General features: G+C 44.0%; 20 protein-coding genes and 1 pseudogene. 6 read left to right on the plus strand and 15 right to left on the minus strand.

Annotated elements, in window-relative coordinates; genetic code table 11:
• Positions 1–468: 468 nt before the first annotated feature.
• From rocF to J7E78_RS27675, 4 genes are all read right to left on the minus strand, one after another.
• Positions 469–1,434: an arginase gene (gene rocF, locus J7E78_RS27660; protein WP_251035305.1), complete on the minus strand. Its 966-nt coding sequence runs from the start codon at positions 1,432–1,434 to the stop codon at positions 469–471.
• Positions 1,424–2,644, minus strand: a complete 1,221-nt coding sequence (locus J7E78_RS27665) for an ornithine--oxo-acid transaminase (RefSeq protein WP_215079899.1) — start codon at positions 2,642–2,644, stop codon at positions 1,424–1,426. The genes rocF and J7E78_RS27665 overlap by 11 nt, the downstream gene beginning before the upstream one ends.
• Before the next feature lie 143 nt (positions 2,645–2,787).
• Positions 2,788–3,444 (minus strand): amino acid ABC transporter permease, encoded by a 657-nt coding sequence (locus tag J7E78_RS27670; protein ID WP_215079901.1) that lies wholly within the window; start codon positions 3,442–3,444, stop codon positions 2,788–2,790.
• 23 nt (positions 3,445–3,467) lie between these two features.
• Positions 3,468–4,289, minus strand: a complete 822-nt coding sequence (locus J7E78_RS27675; protein WP_215079903.1) for a transporter substrate-binding domain-containing protein — start codon at positions 4,287–4,289, stop codon at positions 3,468–3,470.
• 321 nt (positions 4,290–4,610) lie between these two features.
• Here J7E78_RS27675 and J7E78_RS27680 point away from each other — a divergent pair, with 321 nt between their 5' ends.
• Positions 4,611–5,255 carry a GntR family transcriptional regulator gene (locus J7E78_RS27680; RefSeq protein ID WP_215079905.1) on the plus strand — a complete coding sequence of 215 codons (645 nt, stop codon included), beginning with the start codon at positions 4,611–4,613 and terminating at the stop codon, positions 5,253–5,255.
• Between the two features lie 56 nt (positions 5,256–5,311).
• On the opposite strand, the gene J7E78_RS27685 is transcribed toward J7E78_RS27680, so the two are convergent.
• Entirely contained in the window at positions 5,312–6,046 is a 735-nt protein-coding gene (locus J7E78_RS27685) for a class I SAM-dependent methyltransferase (protein WP_215079907.1), read from the minus strand.
• A 164-nt stretch (positions 6,047–6,210) separates the two neighbouring features.
• Between J7E78_RS27685 and J7E78_RS27690 the strand changes: the two genes are divergently transcribed.
• Positions 6,211–6,549, plus strand: coding sequence for a hypothetical protein (locus tag J7E78_RS27690; protein ID WP_215079910.1), 339 nt, complete (start codon positions 6,211–6,213; stop codon positions 6,547–6,549).
• A 242-nt stretch (positions 6,550–6,791) separates the two neighbouring features.
• On the opposite strand, the gene J7E78_RS27695 is transcribed toward J7E78_RS27690, so the two are convergent.
• The 4 genes from J7E78_RS27695 to J7E78_RS27710 form a co-directional block, all read right to left on the minus strand.
• The gene (locus J7E78_RS27695; RefSeq protein WP_017691121.1) at positions 6,792–7,019 is read right to left on the minus strand and encodes a cold-shock protein; all 228 of its coding nucleotides are present in this window, start codon (positions 7,017–7,019) and stop codon (positions 6,792–6,794) included.
• Between the two features lie 188 nt (positions 7,020–7,207).
• The gene (locus J7E78_RS27700; protein WP_024633772.1) at positions 7,208–7,408 is read right to left on the minus strand and encodes a cold-shock protein; all 201 of its coding nucleotides are present in this window, start codon (positions 7,406–7,408) and stop codon (positions 7,208–7,210) included.
• A 395-nt stretch (positions 7,409–7,803) separates the two neighbouring features.
• On the minus strand, positions 7,804–8,040 hold the full coding sequence (locus tag J7E78_RS27705; RefSeq protein ID WP_036607962.1) for a DUF6953 family protein: 237 nt from the start codon (positions 8,038–8,040) through the stop codon (positions 7,804–7,806).
• Positions 8,041–8,256: 216 nt separating this feature from the next.
• Positions 8,257–8,406, minus strand: a complete 150-nt coding sequence (locus tag J7E78_RS27710) for a hypothetical protein (RefSeq protein ID WP_215079912.1) — start codon at positions 8,404–8,406, stop codon at positions 8,257–8,259.
• 394 nt (positions 8,407–8,800) lie between these two features.
• On the opposite strand from J7E78_RS27710, the gene J7E78_RS27715 reads away from it, so the two are divergent.
• The gene (locus J7E78_RS27715; RefSeq protein WP_215079914.1) at positions 8,801–9,454 is read left to right on the plus strand and encodes a phosphatase PAP2 family protein; all 654 of its coding nucleotides are present in this window, start codon (positions 8,801–8,803) and stop codon (positions 9,452–9,454) included.
• 150 nt (positions 9,455–9,604) lie between these two features.
• Here the strand turns inward: J7E78_RS27715 and J7E78_RS27720 are convergent, their stop codons facing one another.
• The gene (locus J7E78_RS27720) at positions 9,605–10,384 is read right to left on the minus strand and encodes a helix-turn-helix domain-containing protein (protein ID WP_215079916.1); all 780 of its coding nucleotides are present in this window, start codon (positions 10,382–10,384) and stop codon (positions 9,605–9,607) included.
• Positions 10,385–10,496: 112 nt separating this feature from the next.
• Here J7E78_RS27720 and pyk point away from each other — a divergent pair, with 112 nt between their 5' ends.
• The gene (gene pyk / locus J7E78_RS27725) at positions 10,497–11,912 is read left to right on the plus strand and encodes a pyruvate kinase (RefSeq protein WP_215079918.1); all 1,416 of its coding nucleotides are present in this window, start codon (positions 10,497–10,499) and stop codon (positions 11,910–11,912) included.
• Between the two features lie 112 nt (positions 11,913–12,024).
• On the opposite strand, the gene J7E78_RS27730 is transcribed toward pyk, so the two are convergent.
• From J7E78_RS27730 to J7E78_RS27740, 3 genes and pseudogenes are all read right to left on the minus strand, one after another.
• A complete protein-coding gene (locus J7E78_RS27730; protein ID WP_215079921.1) occupies positions 12,025–13,554 on the minus strand; it encodes a methyl-accepting chemotaxis protein in 1,530 nt (509 codons plus the stop codon).
• Between the two features lie 179 nt (positions 13,555–13,733).
• Positions 13,734–13,949, minus strand: a pseudogene (locus tag J7E78_RS27735) (SRPBCC family protein); the annotation flags it as partial.
• 89 nt (positions 13,950–14,038) lie between these two features.
• Positions 14,039–14,572, minus strand: a complete 534-nt coding sequence (locus J7E78_RS27740) for an MOSC domain-containing protein (RefSeq protein WP_215079923.1) — start codon at positions 14,570–14,572, stop codon at positions 14,039–14,041.
• Between the two features lie 268 nt (positions 14,573–14,840).
• Between J7E78_RS27740 and J7E78_RS27745 the strand changes: the two genes are divergently transcribed.
• Together J7E78_RS27745 and J7E78_RS27750 are read left to right on the plus strand one after the other, a co-directional pair.
• Positions 14,841–15,197: a DUF1304 domain-containing protein gene (locus tag J7E78_RS27745; protein WP_215079925.1), complete on the plus strand. Its 357-nt coding sequence runs from the start codon at positions 14,841–14,843 to the stop codon at positions 15,195–15,197.
• Positions 15,198–15,314: 117 nt separating this feature from the next.
• Positions 15,315–16,115: a DUF4261 domain-containing protein gene (locus tag J7E78_RS27750; protein WP_215079927.1), complete on the plus strand. Its 801-nt coding sequence runs from the start codon at positions 15,315–15,317 to the stop codon at positions 16,113–16,115.
• A gap of 324 nt (positions 16,116–16,439) precedes the next feature.
• On the opposite strand, the gene J7E78_RS27755 is transcribed toward J7E78_RS27750, so the two are convergent.
• Together J7E78_RS27755 and J7E78_RS27760 are read right to left on the minus strand one after the other, a co-directional pair.
• Positions 16,440–16,949, minus strand: a complete 510-nt coding sequence (locus tag J7E78_RS27755; protein ID WP_215079929.1) for a GNAT family N-acetyltransferase — start codon at positions 16,947–16,949, stop codon at positions 16,440–16,442.
• On the minus strand, positions 16,946–17,473 hold the full coding sequence (locus tag J7E78_RS27760) for a hypothetical protein (protein ID WP_215079931.1): 528 nt from the start codon (positions 17,471–17,473) through the stop codon (positions 16,946–16,948). Before J7E78_RS27760 ends, J7E78_RS27755 begins: the two co-directional genes overlap by 4 nt.
• Positions 17,474–17,714: the final 241 nt, after the last annotated feature.

Here is a 17,714-nt window from a genome sequence, read left to right on the forward strand (position 1 = left end):
TTCAAAGATCAAACTTATTTTGTTACCGAATACTGTTCTCTTCAGCAACTCTTATATAATATCATGTCCGAGCCAACTTAGCAAGCTCTTTTTTCAAGTTTCTTTCGAAGCTTATTTCAATCGCTTGCCGCACCGTGTAAACCGTGTTTTCTTGGCCGGACTTAGAATATATCATGTACAGATTTACATTGCAAGTCTTTTTTTGATAATTGATAATCACTTATCATCGGCGCAATATGTAATCTGACGCTCAGTTCATAGAAATAACTCTCAGCATCTTCATTAAGGCGCTTTTTATATACTTATCCATTAAACATAACCAAGGAAGTCACTTCCACTGCGATTGCAGTGGACAATTTATTGTGACTAGCCCTGGTTTTCGGAGATCTCAGTTTTCTTTCCTTCTATAATAAATAAGAAAGTGTACCCTTAGGCACAGCTTACACACTCCGCTTCACTTCTCAGTGCTTACAATATGCACTTACCAAGTAACGAAGCGATCAGTTCCACACCAAGCCTTGCCGTATGCCTATTATGATCAAATAACGGATTGACTTCAACCAATTCCATGGACGTAACTTGATTTGTGGAAGCAAGTATCTCCAATGCATAATGTGCCTCTCGGTAATTCAAACCACCCGGTACCGGGGTGCCCACACCAGGAGCTTCCCGCGGATCCAGACAATCCATGTCGAAGCTGACATGAATACCATCTGTCCCTTTTCCCGCTGTAGCTATTGCTTCCTCAATAACTCGCTCTATTCCCATCCGGTCTATATCATGCATCGTAAATGCTCGGATTCCCAGTCCCTTAATCTGCTCTTTCTCATACTCATCCAGATCACGCAAACCAATATAGACCAAGTCGGAAGGATTAATAAACGCGCCCGCTCCAGCAATGTGCGACAGATTGTATGCAGTATGCCCCAAGGATGCAGCTACACTCATCCCATGCATATTACCGGACAAGCTGCGTTCTTCCGTATTCAAGTCTGCATGCGCATCAAACCAGATCACACCCAAATTCGAATAGTGCGCTGTTAACCCGGCCAAAGTACCAATCGCTACACTATGATCTCCCCCAAGCACAAGTGGAAAAGCCCCCTCCTCTACTGCACCTGATACTTCACTACACACCTTCTCACTGACCTGACGTACCTCATTAAAGTGTTTTACACGATTTCGCTCAGTAGGGGCAGCCAGTTCAGAAGTACAATCTACCCGCACTTCTTTGGAAAGCACTAGCCCAAGACTCGCGATCTCCCGCTTCAGTCCGGCTGTAATCAATTCATCCGGCCCCAACTCCGCTCCACCTCTCGCTCCACCGAGTCCAAAAGGAACCTTAATGATAGCAATATTACGCCGCACAGATGTTTGACTTGTATCAATAGAAGTATCTTTTATTCCACCATGTACATCTTCATCATTTTTCATGTAGGTCAGCTCCCTCATTGTTGATCAATACCTGCTCAATTCTCTCCAGTGCCCATTCAATCTCGCACTCATTAATCGTAAGTGGTGGAGCAAATCGAATGGTTGTCTCATGGGTTTCTTTACACAGCAGTCCAGTAGACATCAAACGCTCACAATAAGGACGGGCTGGTTCATGCAGTTCAACACCAATAAATAAGCCTTTCCCCCGAATATCCCGTATGGCTGAACTGCGAATATCTCGAAGTCTTTTCATAAAATAGTTCCCCAGACGCTCCGATCGCTCGGCAAGCTTCTCCTCTTCAAGAACCTCCAGAGCTGCTATAGCCACGGCGCAGGCGAGTGGGTTCCCCCCAAACGTAGAACCATGAGACCCCGGCTCAAACAAATCAAGTATCTCCGCATCAGCAGCGATAGCTGAGATTGGCATGACTCCTCCCCCCAGCGCTTTGCCCATAATCCAGATGTCTGGTTCAACCCCTTCCCAGTCGGAGGCAAAACGGCGACCCGTTCTTCCAAATCCAGTCTGGATCTCATCAGCTACGGTCAACACCTGTTGACTCTTACACAGAGCAAAAGCTTCTGCCAAATATCCAGCAGGCGGGATAACGATTCCAGCTTCGCCCTGAATAGGCTCTACAAGAAAACCAGCCGTATTTGGCGTAATGGCCTGCTTCAGCGCTTCAATATCTCCATAGGGAATAATCCGGAATCCAGGTGTGAACGGTCCAAAATCTTTTTTATACTCCGCTGAAGAAGAAAAGGACGTAACCGTTAGAGTTCTTCCATGAAAGTTGCCAGAGCATACGATAATTTCAGCTCGATTCTCCGGTACACCTTTGCAACGATAAGCCCATCTACGTACCGCCTTCACCGCAGTCTCCACCGCTTCCGCTCCTGTATTCATGGCGAGAATCTTCGATTTCCCCGTTAATTGTGAGAGTTTCTGATAAAAAAGAGAAGCTGAACTACTATGGAATGCCCGAGATGTCAGTGTAACCTGATCCGCCTGATCCTTGAGCGCCTGTATGATTACAGGATGTCTGTGACCATGATTCAATGCAGAGTATGCACTTAACATATCCATATAACGGCGGCCTTCAGGGTCTTCTACCCATACCCCTTCCGCCTGTTCAATAACAATTGGGAGCGGATGATAATTAGGTGCAGCATAACGCTCCGACCAATCAATTAACATTTTGGAATCTGACATACACACCCAACACCTTTCCAAAATATTGTATACAAAATACGATATCAATGTATGCGATACCACCGCCATTTACGACTACATCCCACTATTTTCCACAGTAGCCTACTCCCAACCCTTCTTCGAATCGAATCCTTTATAAACAATTAGCGGGAAGTAGACAGTTTACGTTCCAACCAAGAGAGTAAGTTGGCCAGTGTAAATGTGATTATAAAGTAGAGGCCGGCGGCAACAAGCAGCGGAGCAAGCGGCTGGAACGTAACACCCTGAATCGTTCTGGCCGTGTATATAATCTCGGCTATGCCGATCATGGAGACAAGCGAAGAATCTTTAATGATAATAATGAATTCATTGCCGATCGCTGGAAGCATGTTACGAAAAGCCTGTGGTAGTATAATGTAGCGAAGTGTCATACCATGTGTCATACCAAGGGAGCGTGAAGCCTCGGTCTGTCCTTTATCAATCGCTTGAATCCCGGCCCTGAACACCTCCGCCATATAAGCCGAGCTATTCATCGTCAGAGCGACCACCCCCGACATAAATGCCGGCAAGTTCACACCTACAACCGTCAGACCATAATGAATAATAAGAATCTGTACCAGCATCGGTGTTCCTCGAATGAGTTCAATATACGCCGAAGCCACAAATTTAATTGGCCATATTCGGGATATTCGCATTAATGCCATAAACACACCAAGTAACGTACCAAACAATACACCGAAGAAGGAAAGTTCAAGTGTGACCCACGCACTTCGTGCATAATCCTGCCAATGTTCTAATAGAAAGGAAAAATCTAAATTCACGGCATATCCCTCACTCGTCCGGTTTATTCGCCGAGCATCTCATTTGCTTCAACGACGAACCGTTCAATATCTCCATTCGTTTTGAGTTTTTCCAATGTCGTGTTGATCTGATCCAGCAGCTTCTGATTACCTTTCTTCACCGCGATCGCCGAACCACCCTCATCTTCAGCCTGTTCAATCTCCACACCTGCAACAACAAGCCCCTCTTGGTTCTTCACATACTGTTCAGCCACCGGCTTCTCCAGAATGAGTGCGTCTACGCGCCCCGTCTGCAACTCCAGAATCAGTTCAGGTATTTTGGCCAGAGAAGTGAGCTTTGCTCCCTCTATTTCCTGAGCAATCCCTTCCTGAATGGAACTCTTTTGTACGCCAACCTGCTTGCCTGATAGATCATCTATGGACTTTAATGCCGTCTCTTCCCCTCCTCTAACAAGTACAGCTTGCTCTGCATAATAGTAGATATCCGTAAAATCAACATTCTTCTTTCGTTCTTCGGTAGGGGTTAAGCCTGATATTACAAAATCAACCTTATCTGTACCAAGGGCCATAAGAAGGCCATCAAAGTCCATGTCCTCAATCTTTAGCTCGACTCCCAGATCAGCCGCAATTGCTTTCGCAATCTCGATGTCGAAACCTACAATGGTATCTTTACCATCGATTTTCTTATGAAATTCATAGGGTGCATAGTCCGCACTAGTTCCAAGTACAATTACTTCCTTTTCCGCAGAGCTACTGCCCGAAGACGAAGCAGCGTCTGATCCGGTTCCTGTCGTTTTTTCCTGCCCACAAGCAGACATGAATACAATCACTAACAACAGCATCATTGGCAAAAGCACTTTTTTCACACATCATACCCCTATTCTTTTTTTAATGAGTAACATAATAATTTGTATACAATATACACAAGACAATATATGGACTTATATGTAATTAATACTAACAAACATTCTGGTTTATCACAATCATTATTTAAACATTTATACGCTTTAATTCCATAAAATGTGCTATATATAACACAGCATTTACATCGGCTGAAACATGAAGTTTGCTTGCCCAACTCCCCCCTCGGTGTTAAGATGATAAAAACTTGAAACTCCGGAACGGCGCGTACAGTACGGCCTCACACCCATCTATTTATTCACTATACATAGAAAGGAGGATTCGGTATGGAGGTACCCAAATACCGGTCCTTGAAAGATCACGTATACGATTACATTGCCCAGAAGATTCAGGACGGGACGCTACTTCCCAACCAAAAGATCAACGAGGCTGAAATATGCAAAAAGCTGGACATCAGTCGCACGCCTACTCGGGAGGCCCTTTTCCAGCTGGCTTCGGACAATCTGCTGCAATACATCCCACGCAGGGGATTTATTGTCACTCCTTTTGATGCAGGCAAAAAACTGGAGTTCTCCCAAGCGATCGGTGTGCTGGAGGCACTTGCTGCCACACTTGCAGCAGACCATCTCAGACCATCTGAACTTTTGGAGATGGAAACTCTGGTTCTCCGAATGGACGAAGATATCAGCCAGCTTGATCTTGCAACCTACAACAAGAACCAATATCAGTTCCATAACTTGTACATCCAGCGATGTGGTAACGCTACAGTCATTGAGATGTTAAACACATTGAAGAACAGCTTCATCCGGCAGTCGTATGTTAGTGATAATAAACCAAAGTTATCTGAGGTACTGCTCGAAGTTAATGAAGAGCACCGACAAATTTTAAGTGCTTTTCGAGCCAAGGACAAGAACCAACTTGAAGCCCTGCTTAAACACCACTGGCGGATTATCGACAACGATATGCTGTAGTACGTTCTGACAAAACAAACCAAAGGCAACTCACGCTATTGTGAGTTGCCTTTTTCCTATTTTTCCTTTTTGACTTCCAATGGTGTCCTAGCCGCAAAAACAGCATATCCCAATTTTTTTCCGTATTTCGCAAGCAAGCGATCATTGGTCCGACTCATACGCTGCATACGATCGTCCTCAAACCAATTCATATCGATCTCGCGATGTGGATCATGATCAACGCCCCATTTTCCCATGGATCGGGAATGTTCTTTGACCTCCACCTTGTTGAAACCACACTGTTTGAGACGTTTTCTCCATGCTGTGGCCGTTACCAAGGTTCGTATACCGTAAAATTGCTTTAACCTGCGACACATCAATTCGGTCTTCTGGCCTGATATAACCATCTCTCGATCCACTAAAAGTCCACCCGGCTTCAACACTCTTCTATACTCAGCAAGTGCACTCCGCCATGGGGTGAAGATCGTGACCGACTCCACGAATACCACATCAAATTGATTTTCGAGAAAAGGTAATGCTGCTACATCAGCCTGAACAAATCGAACATCCACCCGTTCTCGTCTCGCTCGCCGAACTGCCTTATCCAGCATGTGGCGATGAAGATCAATCGCTGTTACCCGATATCCACTTTTAGCCAGGTAACACGCAGTCCGCCCAGTACCACATCCTATCTCAAGAATATGACTACCCACAGGCAGAGATAAGATCTCCAGTAACTTCAGCGTTGCCAAAAATCCTCCGGGATGGGCACTCCCCTCCCCTAACCGGGCCAGCATGTCATGATAATCCACGCGACACCCCCTCCTCACTCCTCCCAGTGTATGGAATAGACTCAAAAACGGCTCCTCCCCATTCGATTTACCGGGTACTCGTCCATACCAAATCCTCTTTTATTTACTATGATATACAAACCGTTGAATTCAAGCGGCAACCGCATCTAATGAGGAGGATTTGCATGTACAGAATTAATCCGGTATGTGAAGAAACGGTTTCTCCGCACGTTGGACGTTCCGTTTGTCTTGTTATGAACGACGGTAAGCATATGTATGGCACGCTTAGTCAATGTCGTGATGGCAAAGTTTATTTGAACGGTTGTTTCGAGGGACCACGGCTATGTTCAGTCAATTCCAAACAGCAACTGGTAAAAAGAAGCAAGAAAAACGCTGTTGCATCAAAGAAAGTTAAATCTTCGGCCTACGGTCCATATGGATATGGTCGGGGTTATGGCTATGGAGCAGGGATCGAACTGGCTCTGGTAGCAACACTGTTTCTGCTGCCATTCCTATTCATTTAAACTCAAATTTGATCGTGGTAAAATTGTAGTCATAACAAAGACCCTTTTTGCTTATAGCGAAAAGGGTCTTTGTTTTTTCATACGCTTCCCATCAATTACAGTATACTCTCTGAAAAAAAGAGACAAAAAAAGGCATTCGCTAAAACGAATGCCGGGAACTTCATATTTAATACCCTTACCTTCGCACAGGGTATCTATTTAATCTTAAAAAAAAACACCTCGTTAGAGGCGGGTAAGCTATGTTAAATCCGATTTCCTTTAGGCATCGTTTTCAGATTACTATTCGAATTCTCAAGCAATGGTAGCATCCTAGTCGTGCTGACCATCTCAGAAGCACATATCGGACAAGTAGGTACGTTATCAAACGCAAAATTGTCCCGCATCCATCCTTTGCACGTATCACTCGTACATTCCCAGATTGCCGCATCAGCTTGTGGAATCTCTTCCAACGGTTTTTTGCGATTATACATGACTTCTACCCCCTTTGTTATGGAAAAACATCTAACCGACGTTATTTCACAGAAGCCTACACTTAGCGGAAGTTTCACGTCCCACCGAACTCCTGCCTCGACAACTAATGGGTCGACTTTTATATAACTAATCAAAAAAAAGAAGCTGCCTTTACCATTATAACATGTTAAAGGCAGCTATGCTTTAATTACAGTTTTACAACTTCTTCTGCTTGAGGACCACGGTTTCCTTGTACAATTTTAAATTGCACGCGTTGACCTTCGTCCAGCGTTTTGAAGCCTTCGCCTGTAATAGCGCTGAAGTGTACGAATACATCTTCTCCGCCTTCAACTTCGATGAAACCGAAGCCTTTATCAGCGTTGAACCATTTTACTGTTCCGTTTTGCATGTGAATTACACCTCCAAATAAAGATTAACATGTTCCTTTGTTCTTTGCAGCAAGCAAATAAAAATTCACACATTGAAAAAGGTACCAGTCATAAACCTATAAGTGATCTCCCTTTACAATATATGAATTAGGTTTTCCACTCTCTACAACTTGTTTTTATTATAACTCCAATTCATCCAAAAAGCAAATCTTTGTATTTTCTTTTCAAACAGCTTTGGAAATACATGTTATTAACTCGCGTGGTGACAGGGTTTATCGTGCTTACGTGCCCAATCCCTTGTGAGCGGTCTTATGAAAGGATATGCAGATCTAATCCATTTTATACATTTTTCATATAATAATCTGACATGCATATCCAACACAACCAATGAATCATCTCACTCCAGTTTAACACCCTATGTCCATGCCCACATAAATGCATCCCGATCCCAGGCGATCTGCCCACGATGAAGCTTTCGGAAAGCCTTCTTCACTTCCTTGGACAATGATGTATTGCCGTTCTCGTTCACAAAAACAAACTCTTCTCCAAAATGGGTCTTCACATATTCTATGGCAGCTTCCTGATGAAGTGTTCCTGTGAATTTGATCTCCTGTACCATCCATTCTGCTACGCCTTGTGCTGTCTTCTCCACTATATCACCTACTGTCTGAACCTAATGTACGGATAGGCAGACCGCGTATCATGAACATATCTGTCTTCCCGCCAGACTGAAGTATAACATGATCCCACTGCTGACGGGAAACTGTATGATAACTACTTCCAAGCAATACCACTAATGAACAACCATATTGGTATGCTCACGCCCTCTGGAAGGAATAGTCGAATTGGTTCGATTGCTCCACACTAACTAAGCACAGTATGCAATCAGTACTGCCAGTATAAACAGATCATAAGGCAGTGTACCTGTGTCCTCCCCAAATCCCTTCAGGGCAAGTGTACCCAGTACAAGGAGTAGTGGAATATAATACTTTGCATGGCCAGCCGGGATACTTGGCAAAGATCAGAAGCCAGTCTCTCCCCACTTGCGCCTTAACGTCAGATAGATCATCAGCACAATTGCGATGGGTGTAAAGGAAATGTGTACAGGGGAAGTGTAGTCAAGTTGTTTTATCGTTGCAATGGCCACTGCAGCAAATAATATGCCAATATAGTTGCATCACATCATCCATATATTAAATATTCCTATTATGGATAAAACTATAAAAGTAACAAAAAAGAGACTTATCCTGACTTCTTTTCCCCTAAAATCAGGTATGGCTTATACCTTTATCTGTCCATTATAGTATTACAAGAGTTCAAAACTGCAGGGGTGTCGCGACTCTTCAACGTCATATATCTATGAAGTACCTTAACGATAGTTTCACAATGCATAATGAAATCAGGGGGATACTATGAAAGCATTCTTTCAGCGCTGGGGGCATTTACTGGCTATTCTGTGCATACCGCTTCAAGGCTCAATTTACGTATTTCTAGGCAGCAACATCGGAAGTGATGTATTCTACAATTATGCTTGGATTGACACACAGATTCCTTTTATCAAAGAATTTATTTATCCGTACATTAGCTGGATGCCCATTCTGTATCTTGGATTTCTCTATTTGGGTCTGACGAACAAGTCGCTATTCTGGCGTACGTTGATTACCTATAATGTTGGTGTCATGGCTGCCAATGTCTGTTTTGCGGTGTTCCCTACCCATGTGCCACGCCCGGAGGTCGGCGGAACCGATTTGAGCAGCGTGTTTGTACAGTTTATCTATACAAATGATGCGCCCTTCAATTGTTTCCCAAGTGTTCACGTTCTGACCAGCTATTTGCTGTTTATTGTGATTAACAGACACTTGAACTTTAAGCCTTTGGCACGGATTTCCTGGTCGATATGGCTGTGGTTGATTATTGCTTCAACGGTGTTTGTAAAACAGCATTCCTTGCTGGACATCGCTGGAGGCATTTTGTTTGCTGAGGCCGCGTATTGGACTGTACATGTCTTTGCTCTTCGTCTTGGGCAGGCACGAAAAAAAAGGCAAGCAGCCACTCACAGCTTCTAATCCAAGCAGTCATGTATAACGACATTATATATGTAACAGGTGGGATGATGATCCTGTATACAGCAAAAGAGGGCATAGGCCCTCTTTTTTGTACTCATTTAATTAAACCTACTTATATAGAAGAACTTTATTTGGGTTGGACTATGCGTTTCATGCTATAGGTGGCCGTTCATGAAGAAGGTCAGACGGTGGACTTCCGGTTATACGTTTGAATATGCGGTAAAAATAAGACAGATCCCGGTAGCCGAGAAATTCGGCAATTTCCTGGATGGAGAGTTGTGACTCGGTGAGCAGATATATGGCTCGTTTCATCCGTTGATCATGTACATATTGACTGATGGTCTGATTTGTCATGCTCTTGAATAATGCGGCAGCATAATTGGGAGTTTTATTGATCTCGTCCCCGAGTTCTTCCTTCGTCACTTTCTCCCGATAATGCCGCTCAATATATCGCTTCATCCGCTCAACATGATTATGCCTCTCCGGTGGGATAACTCCACGATCAAGCTCCCTGTTCATATAAATCAACACTTCCATCAATAAGGCTTGGCTCATCATGACATAATAAGACGGACGCTCCTGCCATTGTTGATAAATAGCGCTCATGCGTTGATGGATCAGTTCGTAACATCCAGGTTTATGCCGCAAAGCCTCATACCGTTCCAGTGCAGGCAAACCTTCCGTATGGCCACGCTGCAGTTGAATCACAATCTGTGTGTGCGTTACCGTAGGAATACTCTTGCCGTAATACGGGACACCACCTGGAATGAGTAGCAATTCACCCTTTTCCATGATCTGTTTATCACCGTTCACCCAATATACACATTTCCCATATGTAACCAAGCTAAGTCGCCAAGTCTCTTGAGTTTGCACAGCTTCTTCGTACCAACCAACGCCATTAATGTGTCGTACTTCAAGTGGAGTAACCATAACACACCTCATTACTGGACTATACTCTAATCATTGTACTATAGTTCATACCCTGTTTCGACAGAAAACGCTACAATACACATATAAGCTTAAATATGAGGAGGAAATTAGCATGTTAAAAACAAAAATTATATGTACCATGGGACCTGCTTGTGACTCAATCGAATTGTTGAAAGTAATGATTCAGGAAGGAATGACCGTTGCCCGTCTGAACATGGCTCATGGCGAACTGGAAGATCACGTGACACGGATTAACAATATCCGCAAAGCAGCCTCCGAGCTGAATACCTATGTACCAATCATGATGGACATCAAAGGGCCGGAAGTGCGTATCGGTAAACTGAAAGAAGCATCCTGTCATCTGCAAGCTGGTAAAGAGCTGATCCTGACTACCGAAGACATTCTTGGTGATGCTGAGCGTATCTCGGTAAACTATCCAGAATTGAACCTCGTTGTGAAGCCTGGCGATCGTATCCTCATCGATGATGGCCTTGTAGATCTGACTGTACTGTCTGTGGAAGGATCCGATATCCATTGTAAAATCATTAGCGGCGGCATCCTGAAACCACGTAAAGGGGTTAACTTGCCAGGAATCAAAACGACACTGCCAGGTGTTACTGAGCGTGACGTTATGCATATCGGATTCGGAATAGAAAACGATATCGAAATTATCGCAGCATCCTTTGTTCGTAAAGGCGACGACATCCGTGAAATCCGCAGCATCTTGAAAGAACGCGGTGTGGATCATGTTCAGATCATCTCCAAAATCGAGAACCAGGAAGGTATGACCAACCTGGATGATATTATCGAAGCGTCTGACGGTATCATGGTAGCTCGTGGAGATCTCGGGGTCGAAGTACCAATCGAAGACGTACCGATGATGCAAAAAGAAATGATCGATAAATGTAACCGTGTAGGTAAACCGGTTATTGTAGCTACTCACATGCTGGAGTCCATGCAAGTGAACCCACGTCCAACCCGTTCCGAGGTAAGTGATGTGGCGAATGCTGTACTTCAAGGTGCAGACGTTGTGATGTTGTCTGGTGAATCGGCTGCAGGTAAATATCCGGTACAATCCGTACGCACGATGGCTGCTGTTGCTCGCCGTGCTGAAACGATGATCGATTACAAAGAACAATTCGCACAGAAATCTGCTCAACAGATCGCTGATATTACTGAGGTTATCAGTCAGGGCGCTGTAAGTTCTTCCCTCGTACTGAATGCCAAAGCAATTATCACTTCGACTGAGAGTGGATTCACAGCACGCATGATTTCCAAATATCGTCCAAAAGCACCAATCATCGCAGTTACACAACATGAAGAGGTTCTTGCGAAAATCTGTCTGCTCTCTGGTGTCATTCCGGTGATGGGCGACAAAGTAACGACAACGGATGAAATGTTCGAGTCTGCTACACGTAACGCAATCAAAACAGGTTACATTGAAAAAGGTGACATTATTGTATTGTCCGCTGGTGTTCCAATCGGTCAATCCGGTAATACAAACCTGATCAAAGTTCAACAAGTTTAATTCAATAGCTGAAACTTAAGCTATACATCTTAGCTATATATAGAAATACAAAAATCCACCGAGAGCAGAAATGCATCCCGGTGGATTTTTCTTGGTTACAACGACTTTGAGATTATAGATTGCGCGAGTAATCAACCAGATCCTGTGACATGGTGTTGATCTCATCCATTGATGCATTCACCTGCTGTGTCAGGGCAGCCTGATTTTGCGTTAACGTGGACATATTACCGATATGTTCAAGAATCTGATCAATCAGTGTTTTCATCTTCTGCATGCTATCTTCGATATTTACTGTGGCCTCCGAGCTGTGATCAGCCAGTTTTCGCACTTCACCTGCAACGACGCCAAATCCCAGTCCCAGCTCTCCCGCTCGTGCAGCTTCAATTGCTGCATTCAACCCCAGAAGATTGGTCTGACTGGCAATCTCTCGAATAAACACGGTGATATTCTTCGTATCATCTGCACTGCTTTTCACTTGATTGGCTGCATCGGCAGATAACTCCTGTGCAGTAACCAGATCCTGTGCCTGATCGGTAATCGAGTTGATTCCACGTACCATCTCGCTAATGGACTCCGACAATTGTTTGGTTTTCAGATTCAAGGCTTCCACGATCTGTTCCTTATTCTTCTCATGGGTTACATCTCGAATGGTTCCAGCTACACGGAGCGGTACTCCATCCTGATCCCTAATGGTCTCACCACCTGCGTGATACCACCGATACTCCCCGTCTTTGCGCTGCAAACGATAATCCAGATCGTACGGTGTACGACCACTGTAATCATTCATATGTCTGGCAAATTCGTTGATCGTCCGATCATGGTCTTCCGGATGAAGTCGGCTGCTCCAGCTGCTGAACACATTTGGGAAATCCTGCTCGTCTTTAAACCCTAATTCTTTACGGAACTGGGGTGACCACCAAAATTCGTTATTCGGATTAACCACATCTCCAGCCACAACCGTCATATCCCATGGTGCCTCCACCAAGGCGCGGTTAACCAGATCATATCGGGTGACGAGTGCTTCTAGCTCATCAGACTTGCTCTTCTCCTCATGAATATCAAACATGATGCCCAGAAGTTTGACCGGAACTCCAGCCTGATTTCGGATGACTTGTCCAAGACATCGGAACCAGCGAATCTCTCCACTTTTTGTAATCATACGGCTGATTACGTTATAGGCAGTTGTTGCTCTCGTGTCATTCACATGTTTCATAATCTCCTGCACCAGTTGTGGTCTGTCATCCGGATATATCGATTTGGCCCAGCTTGCAAATGAATCGGGATAATCCTTGGCATTATGGAATCCTAACATTTGGCGGAATTCATTCGAAAATGCGACGATATTATTGTTATCCAGTGGATCACCAGCAACAATTTCAGATTCCCATAATCCCACATTCATCGCCTGATTCAGCATTCTAAGTCGCATTTCCACGGCTTCGTTTTGTGCCTTCATGATATGTACTGCTTTTTTGATATTACTAGCTATTTCATCGGTATCCTGAAACGCAATGCCATCTTCGATCCATGCGTCATAGTCGCCCTTTTCTGCGTTTGCTACCAGTTTACGACTATACTCCAGTAAATTCTGATGCGCATCTGTACGAAGGTTTTTGGTCGATTCAGTACGTTTACGAAACATGCTCATTTCTCCTCTTAGCTCATATGATATATATTTCGACATTATCAGACATTAAATGTAGAGCAATGCTCTTAATTTTGGCATAAAACAAGAACCAGCGTTGGTTCAGCACTGGTTCTTGTTTTTATGTCTTTATTTTTTATGAAAATAAGTCTTAAATGACTGCCTCTTACCAGCTACCAGCTGCTCTGTGCATTCGCAATGGAAGGATGGTTATCTGTAAATTGATCATTGATCAGCGTCAGCTTCGTACACTCACCTACAGTTTCCAACTGGAAGACCACTCTGGATTGAAGCTCGGCATGATTCGCATGGTACGATGGTCCGGGATGCTCCTGATAACTGAGTGTGGACAACGGTTCAAATTCCAATATATCTCCATACACATGGACAGACGATGAATGTATCTAATATCGTCTTCAACATGCTAGACATCCGAATAGTGAGGACCGAGGGCTGATCAATTAGAAACCTGTCCTGAAAATCAGGACAGGCGAATGACTTCTATGATATCCCCCGTATGGATCACACCTTCCCGTTCAACCGAGCACACAATCCCACGTTTTTTTCGAGCCGCAGGCACGAATTTTTTGCGCAATCCGTCCTGTTCGTAGAATTGTTCAATCATTTTCCCCGGATGTACGCAGGGAAGGTTCTCTCCTTCACATATTAAACCCGTCCCGTTTGGAAATAGGAGCCGCGTTCCAGCAGGTAGTTCCGTCAATCGATCAATGCCACGGACCAGTATATTGGCACCAAGCCACTCTGGACGCACTTCAGGAATGTTCATTTTCTCAGCAATAAGAGCACATTCTTCCTCAGACACAATACTGATCTGGCGGCGATTCGCAATCGGTGTACCACGCTTGTAGATTTTCTGACGTGAGTCCGCCGGACGAAGCAGACCATAATGACGGTCACCCGGAATTCCTGCAAGCTCAATGTCGATAAAAGGTACAACTCGGGTCACAAATGTGGATGGATCATCAGCCAACAAGACAAATTGAACCGTTCCCATAATAATCTCCTCCCATTCCTGAGCAATCACTTCTCTATTGTTCATTATTACCCAATGAATGGATTTCCGACAATCGGCGTATGCTTACCTTTGTATCCATTTTTTTATTTTCAACATCACAACGCACTTGGAAAATGATAAATAATTTAAATAATACACAATTAGATTGTCACAAATTAATTTCACTCTTTCCGTTCTTGTTGCAAACATTTATACTAGGATGGACAAGTAAATAAATTACATATCAGAAGAAAGCAAGGTGTTTCCATTGATCAGTATCATTTTTGTAGCTCTTGTAGCCGTCGAACACTTCTATATCATGGTGATGGAGATGTTTATGTGGACTCGTCCACGCACAATGAAAACCTTTAATCTCACGCCGCAATTCGCCAAATCCACCAAATCTCTCGCGGCCAATCAAGGTCTTTACAATGGATTTCTTGCGGCAGGTCTGATCTGGGGACTCGTATATCCGGATGCTGCCGTTGGACAGCATATTCAGATTTTCTTCTTAGCGTGTGTGATTATCGCGGCTCTCTATGGAGGAGCAACTTCTTCACGGTCGATCATTATCAAACAAGGATTGCCTGCGATCATTGCATTGTTGCTGGTGCTCTTCCTGTAATTTCCTGTCGATAGATACATTGCTGCGATTCATGTTTAACTCCTTTATGGTAAGGTAGTGAATAGATAGCAGTGTACAGTGACCAGAATCAATCTGGGATCGGAAGGAGAACATGTCATGGGATTGTTTGACAAGCTTCGGCGGCGCAAAAAGGAGAAGGTACCTGCAGGGGGTGCTGTCGAATCAACGAATTACAGTGAAACCATCGTGGGTTTTGTCCTGCTGGAGCGTGACGATTGTGATTTTGATCTCTTCATCAGGAACATGAAGAACGAATGGGAGATCGAGATTGAAGAACGCCCTGAGGAGGGCAATCTCTTTTTTGAAGTGAATGGGATGCAGGTGGTATGTGCTCACATTGCCGCGCCTATACCCGACCGTGAAGTTGAGGAGAATGCCAAGCTAAACATCCTATGGCGAGAAGCGGAGCAAGTTACCTCACGGCACCAGTCTCAGATTATTGTCTCTGTTCTGAACGCAACAGATGCAATTGAGGGACATGTTCTGTTCACTCAAACAGCGAGTGCCCTGTTACAGTTGGATCACGCGCTGGCCATATACATGGCCCCACTTGTCGTTGAAGCCAGTCAGTATGTCGAAACCAGCCGTGGGATCAAACATGATGAGTTGCCCGTCTCGCTCTGGATTTTCATCGGATTATTTCAAAATGCCGAAGGCGCTTCAGCTTACACATACGGACTACGTAACTTTGGAAAAGAAGAGATGGAGATTATGCAATCGTCGGAGTCCTTAAGCGATGTATTTGAGATGATGTTTATGACCACAACGTATGTGGTTGAAAACGACGTCACACTGCATGACGGGGAAACACTAGGCTTCTCGGCAGAACAAAAGCTGAGCATTTCCCTTTCCAAAGGTGTAGCAACGGAAGGTAACAGTTTGAAGATTGGCTTCTAACTTACGTAGGATTTTTACTTTATCGTGTCACCGTTGTAGAAGCCGTCTGGAGTTCATACTCTGGGCGGCTTTTTAGCCATTGCTTTCCCTCAGGATCCCAAAGAAAAAATTGTGGAACACCAGACTGAATTCCAATGGGAAACGTATGACGAGGCTTTGGCATTTTTGTTGAAATAATATTGAAGTGATACGGAGTAAGTATAAATTGAGCTACCTATGCTGTACCTTGCACACAGAAAGAGGCGTTCCCCATGAGGAAGCGCCTTTTCTTTTGCAGTTCCACTTTGCTTACTCAGTTTTGCCAGTGATCCGAACGCTCATCATTTAAGATTCAAGTTTACTTACACGCACCATCGTTACCGATGTACCATTTAGGGACTCCTCCACAAATCCTAACCGCCTATATAAGTGAATCGCTTGGTTATCCGGGTCAACACTGAGCGAGACTGCTTTAATTCCCCGCCGTTCAACCTCATCTAATGCGGTCTGAAGCAGTAAGGTGCCTATTCCTTTTCCACGTGCATCTTCCGTTACAGCCATCCCCATCTCTGGCGTAGCTGCATTCACATAACCGTATCCCGCATTCTGATCCGTATAGAATCTTAATGTAATTGAACCTAGTCTCTTGCCTTGCTGGTCAACTGCAACATACCCGAAGTCCCCTTCTCTGCCCCAGTCTTCAACGTATTTGGACAGTCCGGGAGTATGAATACTTTCAATTGGAAAAGGTTCATCATCTTCTCTCCTATGCAGGGATGCGTATAACATCTCCCACAGGAAAGGGATATCCTGTTCTTCAATAGGGCGTACATAATAGTTGGATATGATGGTCATGTTTGCTCCTCCTTCAGCTTTTCAAAAAGGCGGTCCATCTCATTCAGATTAAACTCATTGGTAATCTCGTAGTCCTCAAGTTGGTCTCTCGTTTTCGCCTCATTGTAGATGGAGATGGACTTTTCATTATAAAACGTCAGTCCGAATCCATCGGTAAAGCGACCTTCTTTATTAATGTTAAGTCGCCACTCATAGTAATGCGGATTCCTTTCGGAAGCGTCGAATTCCCGTACTCTTTTAAGTTCAACATCCTTTAATAGCTTCAGCATGTCTCTAATCTCTTTGGGATCTGCAATCGTTATTTCATCATCTTCATTATACGGTTCATTGTCGGAAATTTTCCTAATCGTCAGTCGATCCAATGTATCCAGCATCGTCATATGATCTGTGACCTCTGCTCGAAACGTCGTATGTTTGCTGGGGATATACTTAGTATATTGACCAGAGGTATACATACGCACTGCAATAGTTAAAAAAACAATAACCATGGCGATACCCATAATCATCTTGATTCGTTTAGTCATCCCAATCCCCTCTCTATACCTACACAAAACATATAATTTGGTAATTATTGATATATTCCAGTATAACATCTCACTCCTTCTGTTCCAATGTCATTTCTTATCTCTGGTTCCTCAATTACGATACGTTTTGGGCTACACTAAAATTAAAGATTTAAACGAACAAGCCGCGTTCTCCCATAGGGTGAACACGGCTTGGTTGTTAACGTTGTTATATTGTTTTATTACCTATTCAGAACGAGGC

Origin of the sequence: Paenibacillus polymyxa, from assembly GCF_018614975.1 — a bacterium.
GTDB lineage: Bacteria > Bacillota > Bacilli > Paenibacillales > Paenibacillaceae > Paenibacillus > Paenibacillus polymyxa_E.

Bases quoted from the DNA above. Each gene is read 5' to 3' on its own strand.
- J7E78_RS27750 (WP_215079927.1), top strand. From the start codon at position 15,315: ATGGGATTGTTTGACAAGCTTCGGCGGCGCAAAAAGGAGAAGGTACCT.
- J7E78_RS27730 (WP_215079921.1), bottom strand. From the start codon at position 13,554: ATGTTTCGTAAACGTACTGAATCGACCAAAAACCTTCGTACAGATGCG.
- J7E78_RS27720 (WP_215079916.1), bottom strand. From the start codon at position 10,384: ATGGTTACTCCACTTGAAGTACGACACATTAATGGCGTTGGTTGGTAC.
- J7E78_RS27755 (WP_215079929.1), bottom strand. From the start codon at position 16,949: ATGACCATCATATCCAACTATTATGTACGCCCTATTGAAGAACAGGAT.
- J7E78_RS27715 (WP_215079914.1), top strand. From the start codon at position 8,801: ATGAAAGCATTCTTTCAGCGCTGGGGGCATTTACTGGCTATTCTGTGC.
- rocF (WP_251035305.1), bottom strand. From the start codon at position 1,434: ATGAAAAATGATGAAGATGTACATGGTGGAATAAAAGATACTTCTATT.
- J7E78_RS27680 (WP_215079905.1), top strand. From the start codon at position 4,611: ATGGAGGTACCCAAATACCGGTCCTTGAAAGATCACGTATACGATTAC.
- J7E78_RS27740 (WP_215079923.1), bottom strand. From the start codon at position 14,572: ATGGGAACGGTTCAATTTGTCTTGTTGGCTGATGATCCATCCACATTT.
- J7E78_RS27760 (WP_215079931.1), bottom strand. From the start codon at position 17,473: ATGACTAAACGAATCAAGATGATTATGGGTATCGCCATGGTTATTGTT.
- J7E78_RS27690 (WP_215079910.1), top strand. From the start codon at position 6,211: ATGTACAGAATTAATCCGGTATGTGAAGAAACGGTTTCTCCGCACGTT.
- J7E78_RS27700 (WP_024633772.1), bottom strand. From the start codon at position 7,408: ATGCAAAACGGAACAGTAAAATGGTTCAACGCTGATAAAGGCTTCGGT.
- J7E78_RS27665 (WP_215079899.1), bottom strand. From the start codon at position 2,644: ATGTCAGATTCCAAAATGTTAATTGATTGGTCGGAGCGTTATGCTGCA.
- J7E78_RS27695 (WP_017691121.1), bottom strand. From the start codon at position 7,019: ATGTATAATCGCAAAAAACCGTTGGAAGAGATTCCACAAGCTGATGCG.
- pyk (WP_215079918.1), top strand. From the start codon at position 10,497: ATGTTAAAAACAAAAATTATATGTACCATGGGACCTGCTTGTGACTCA.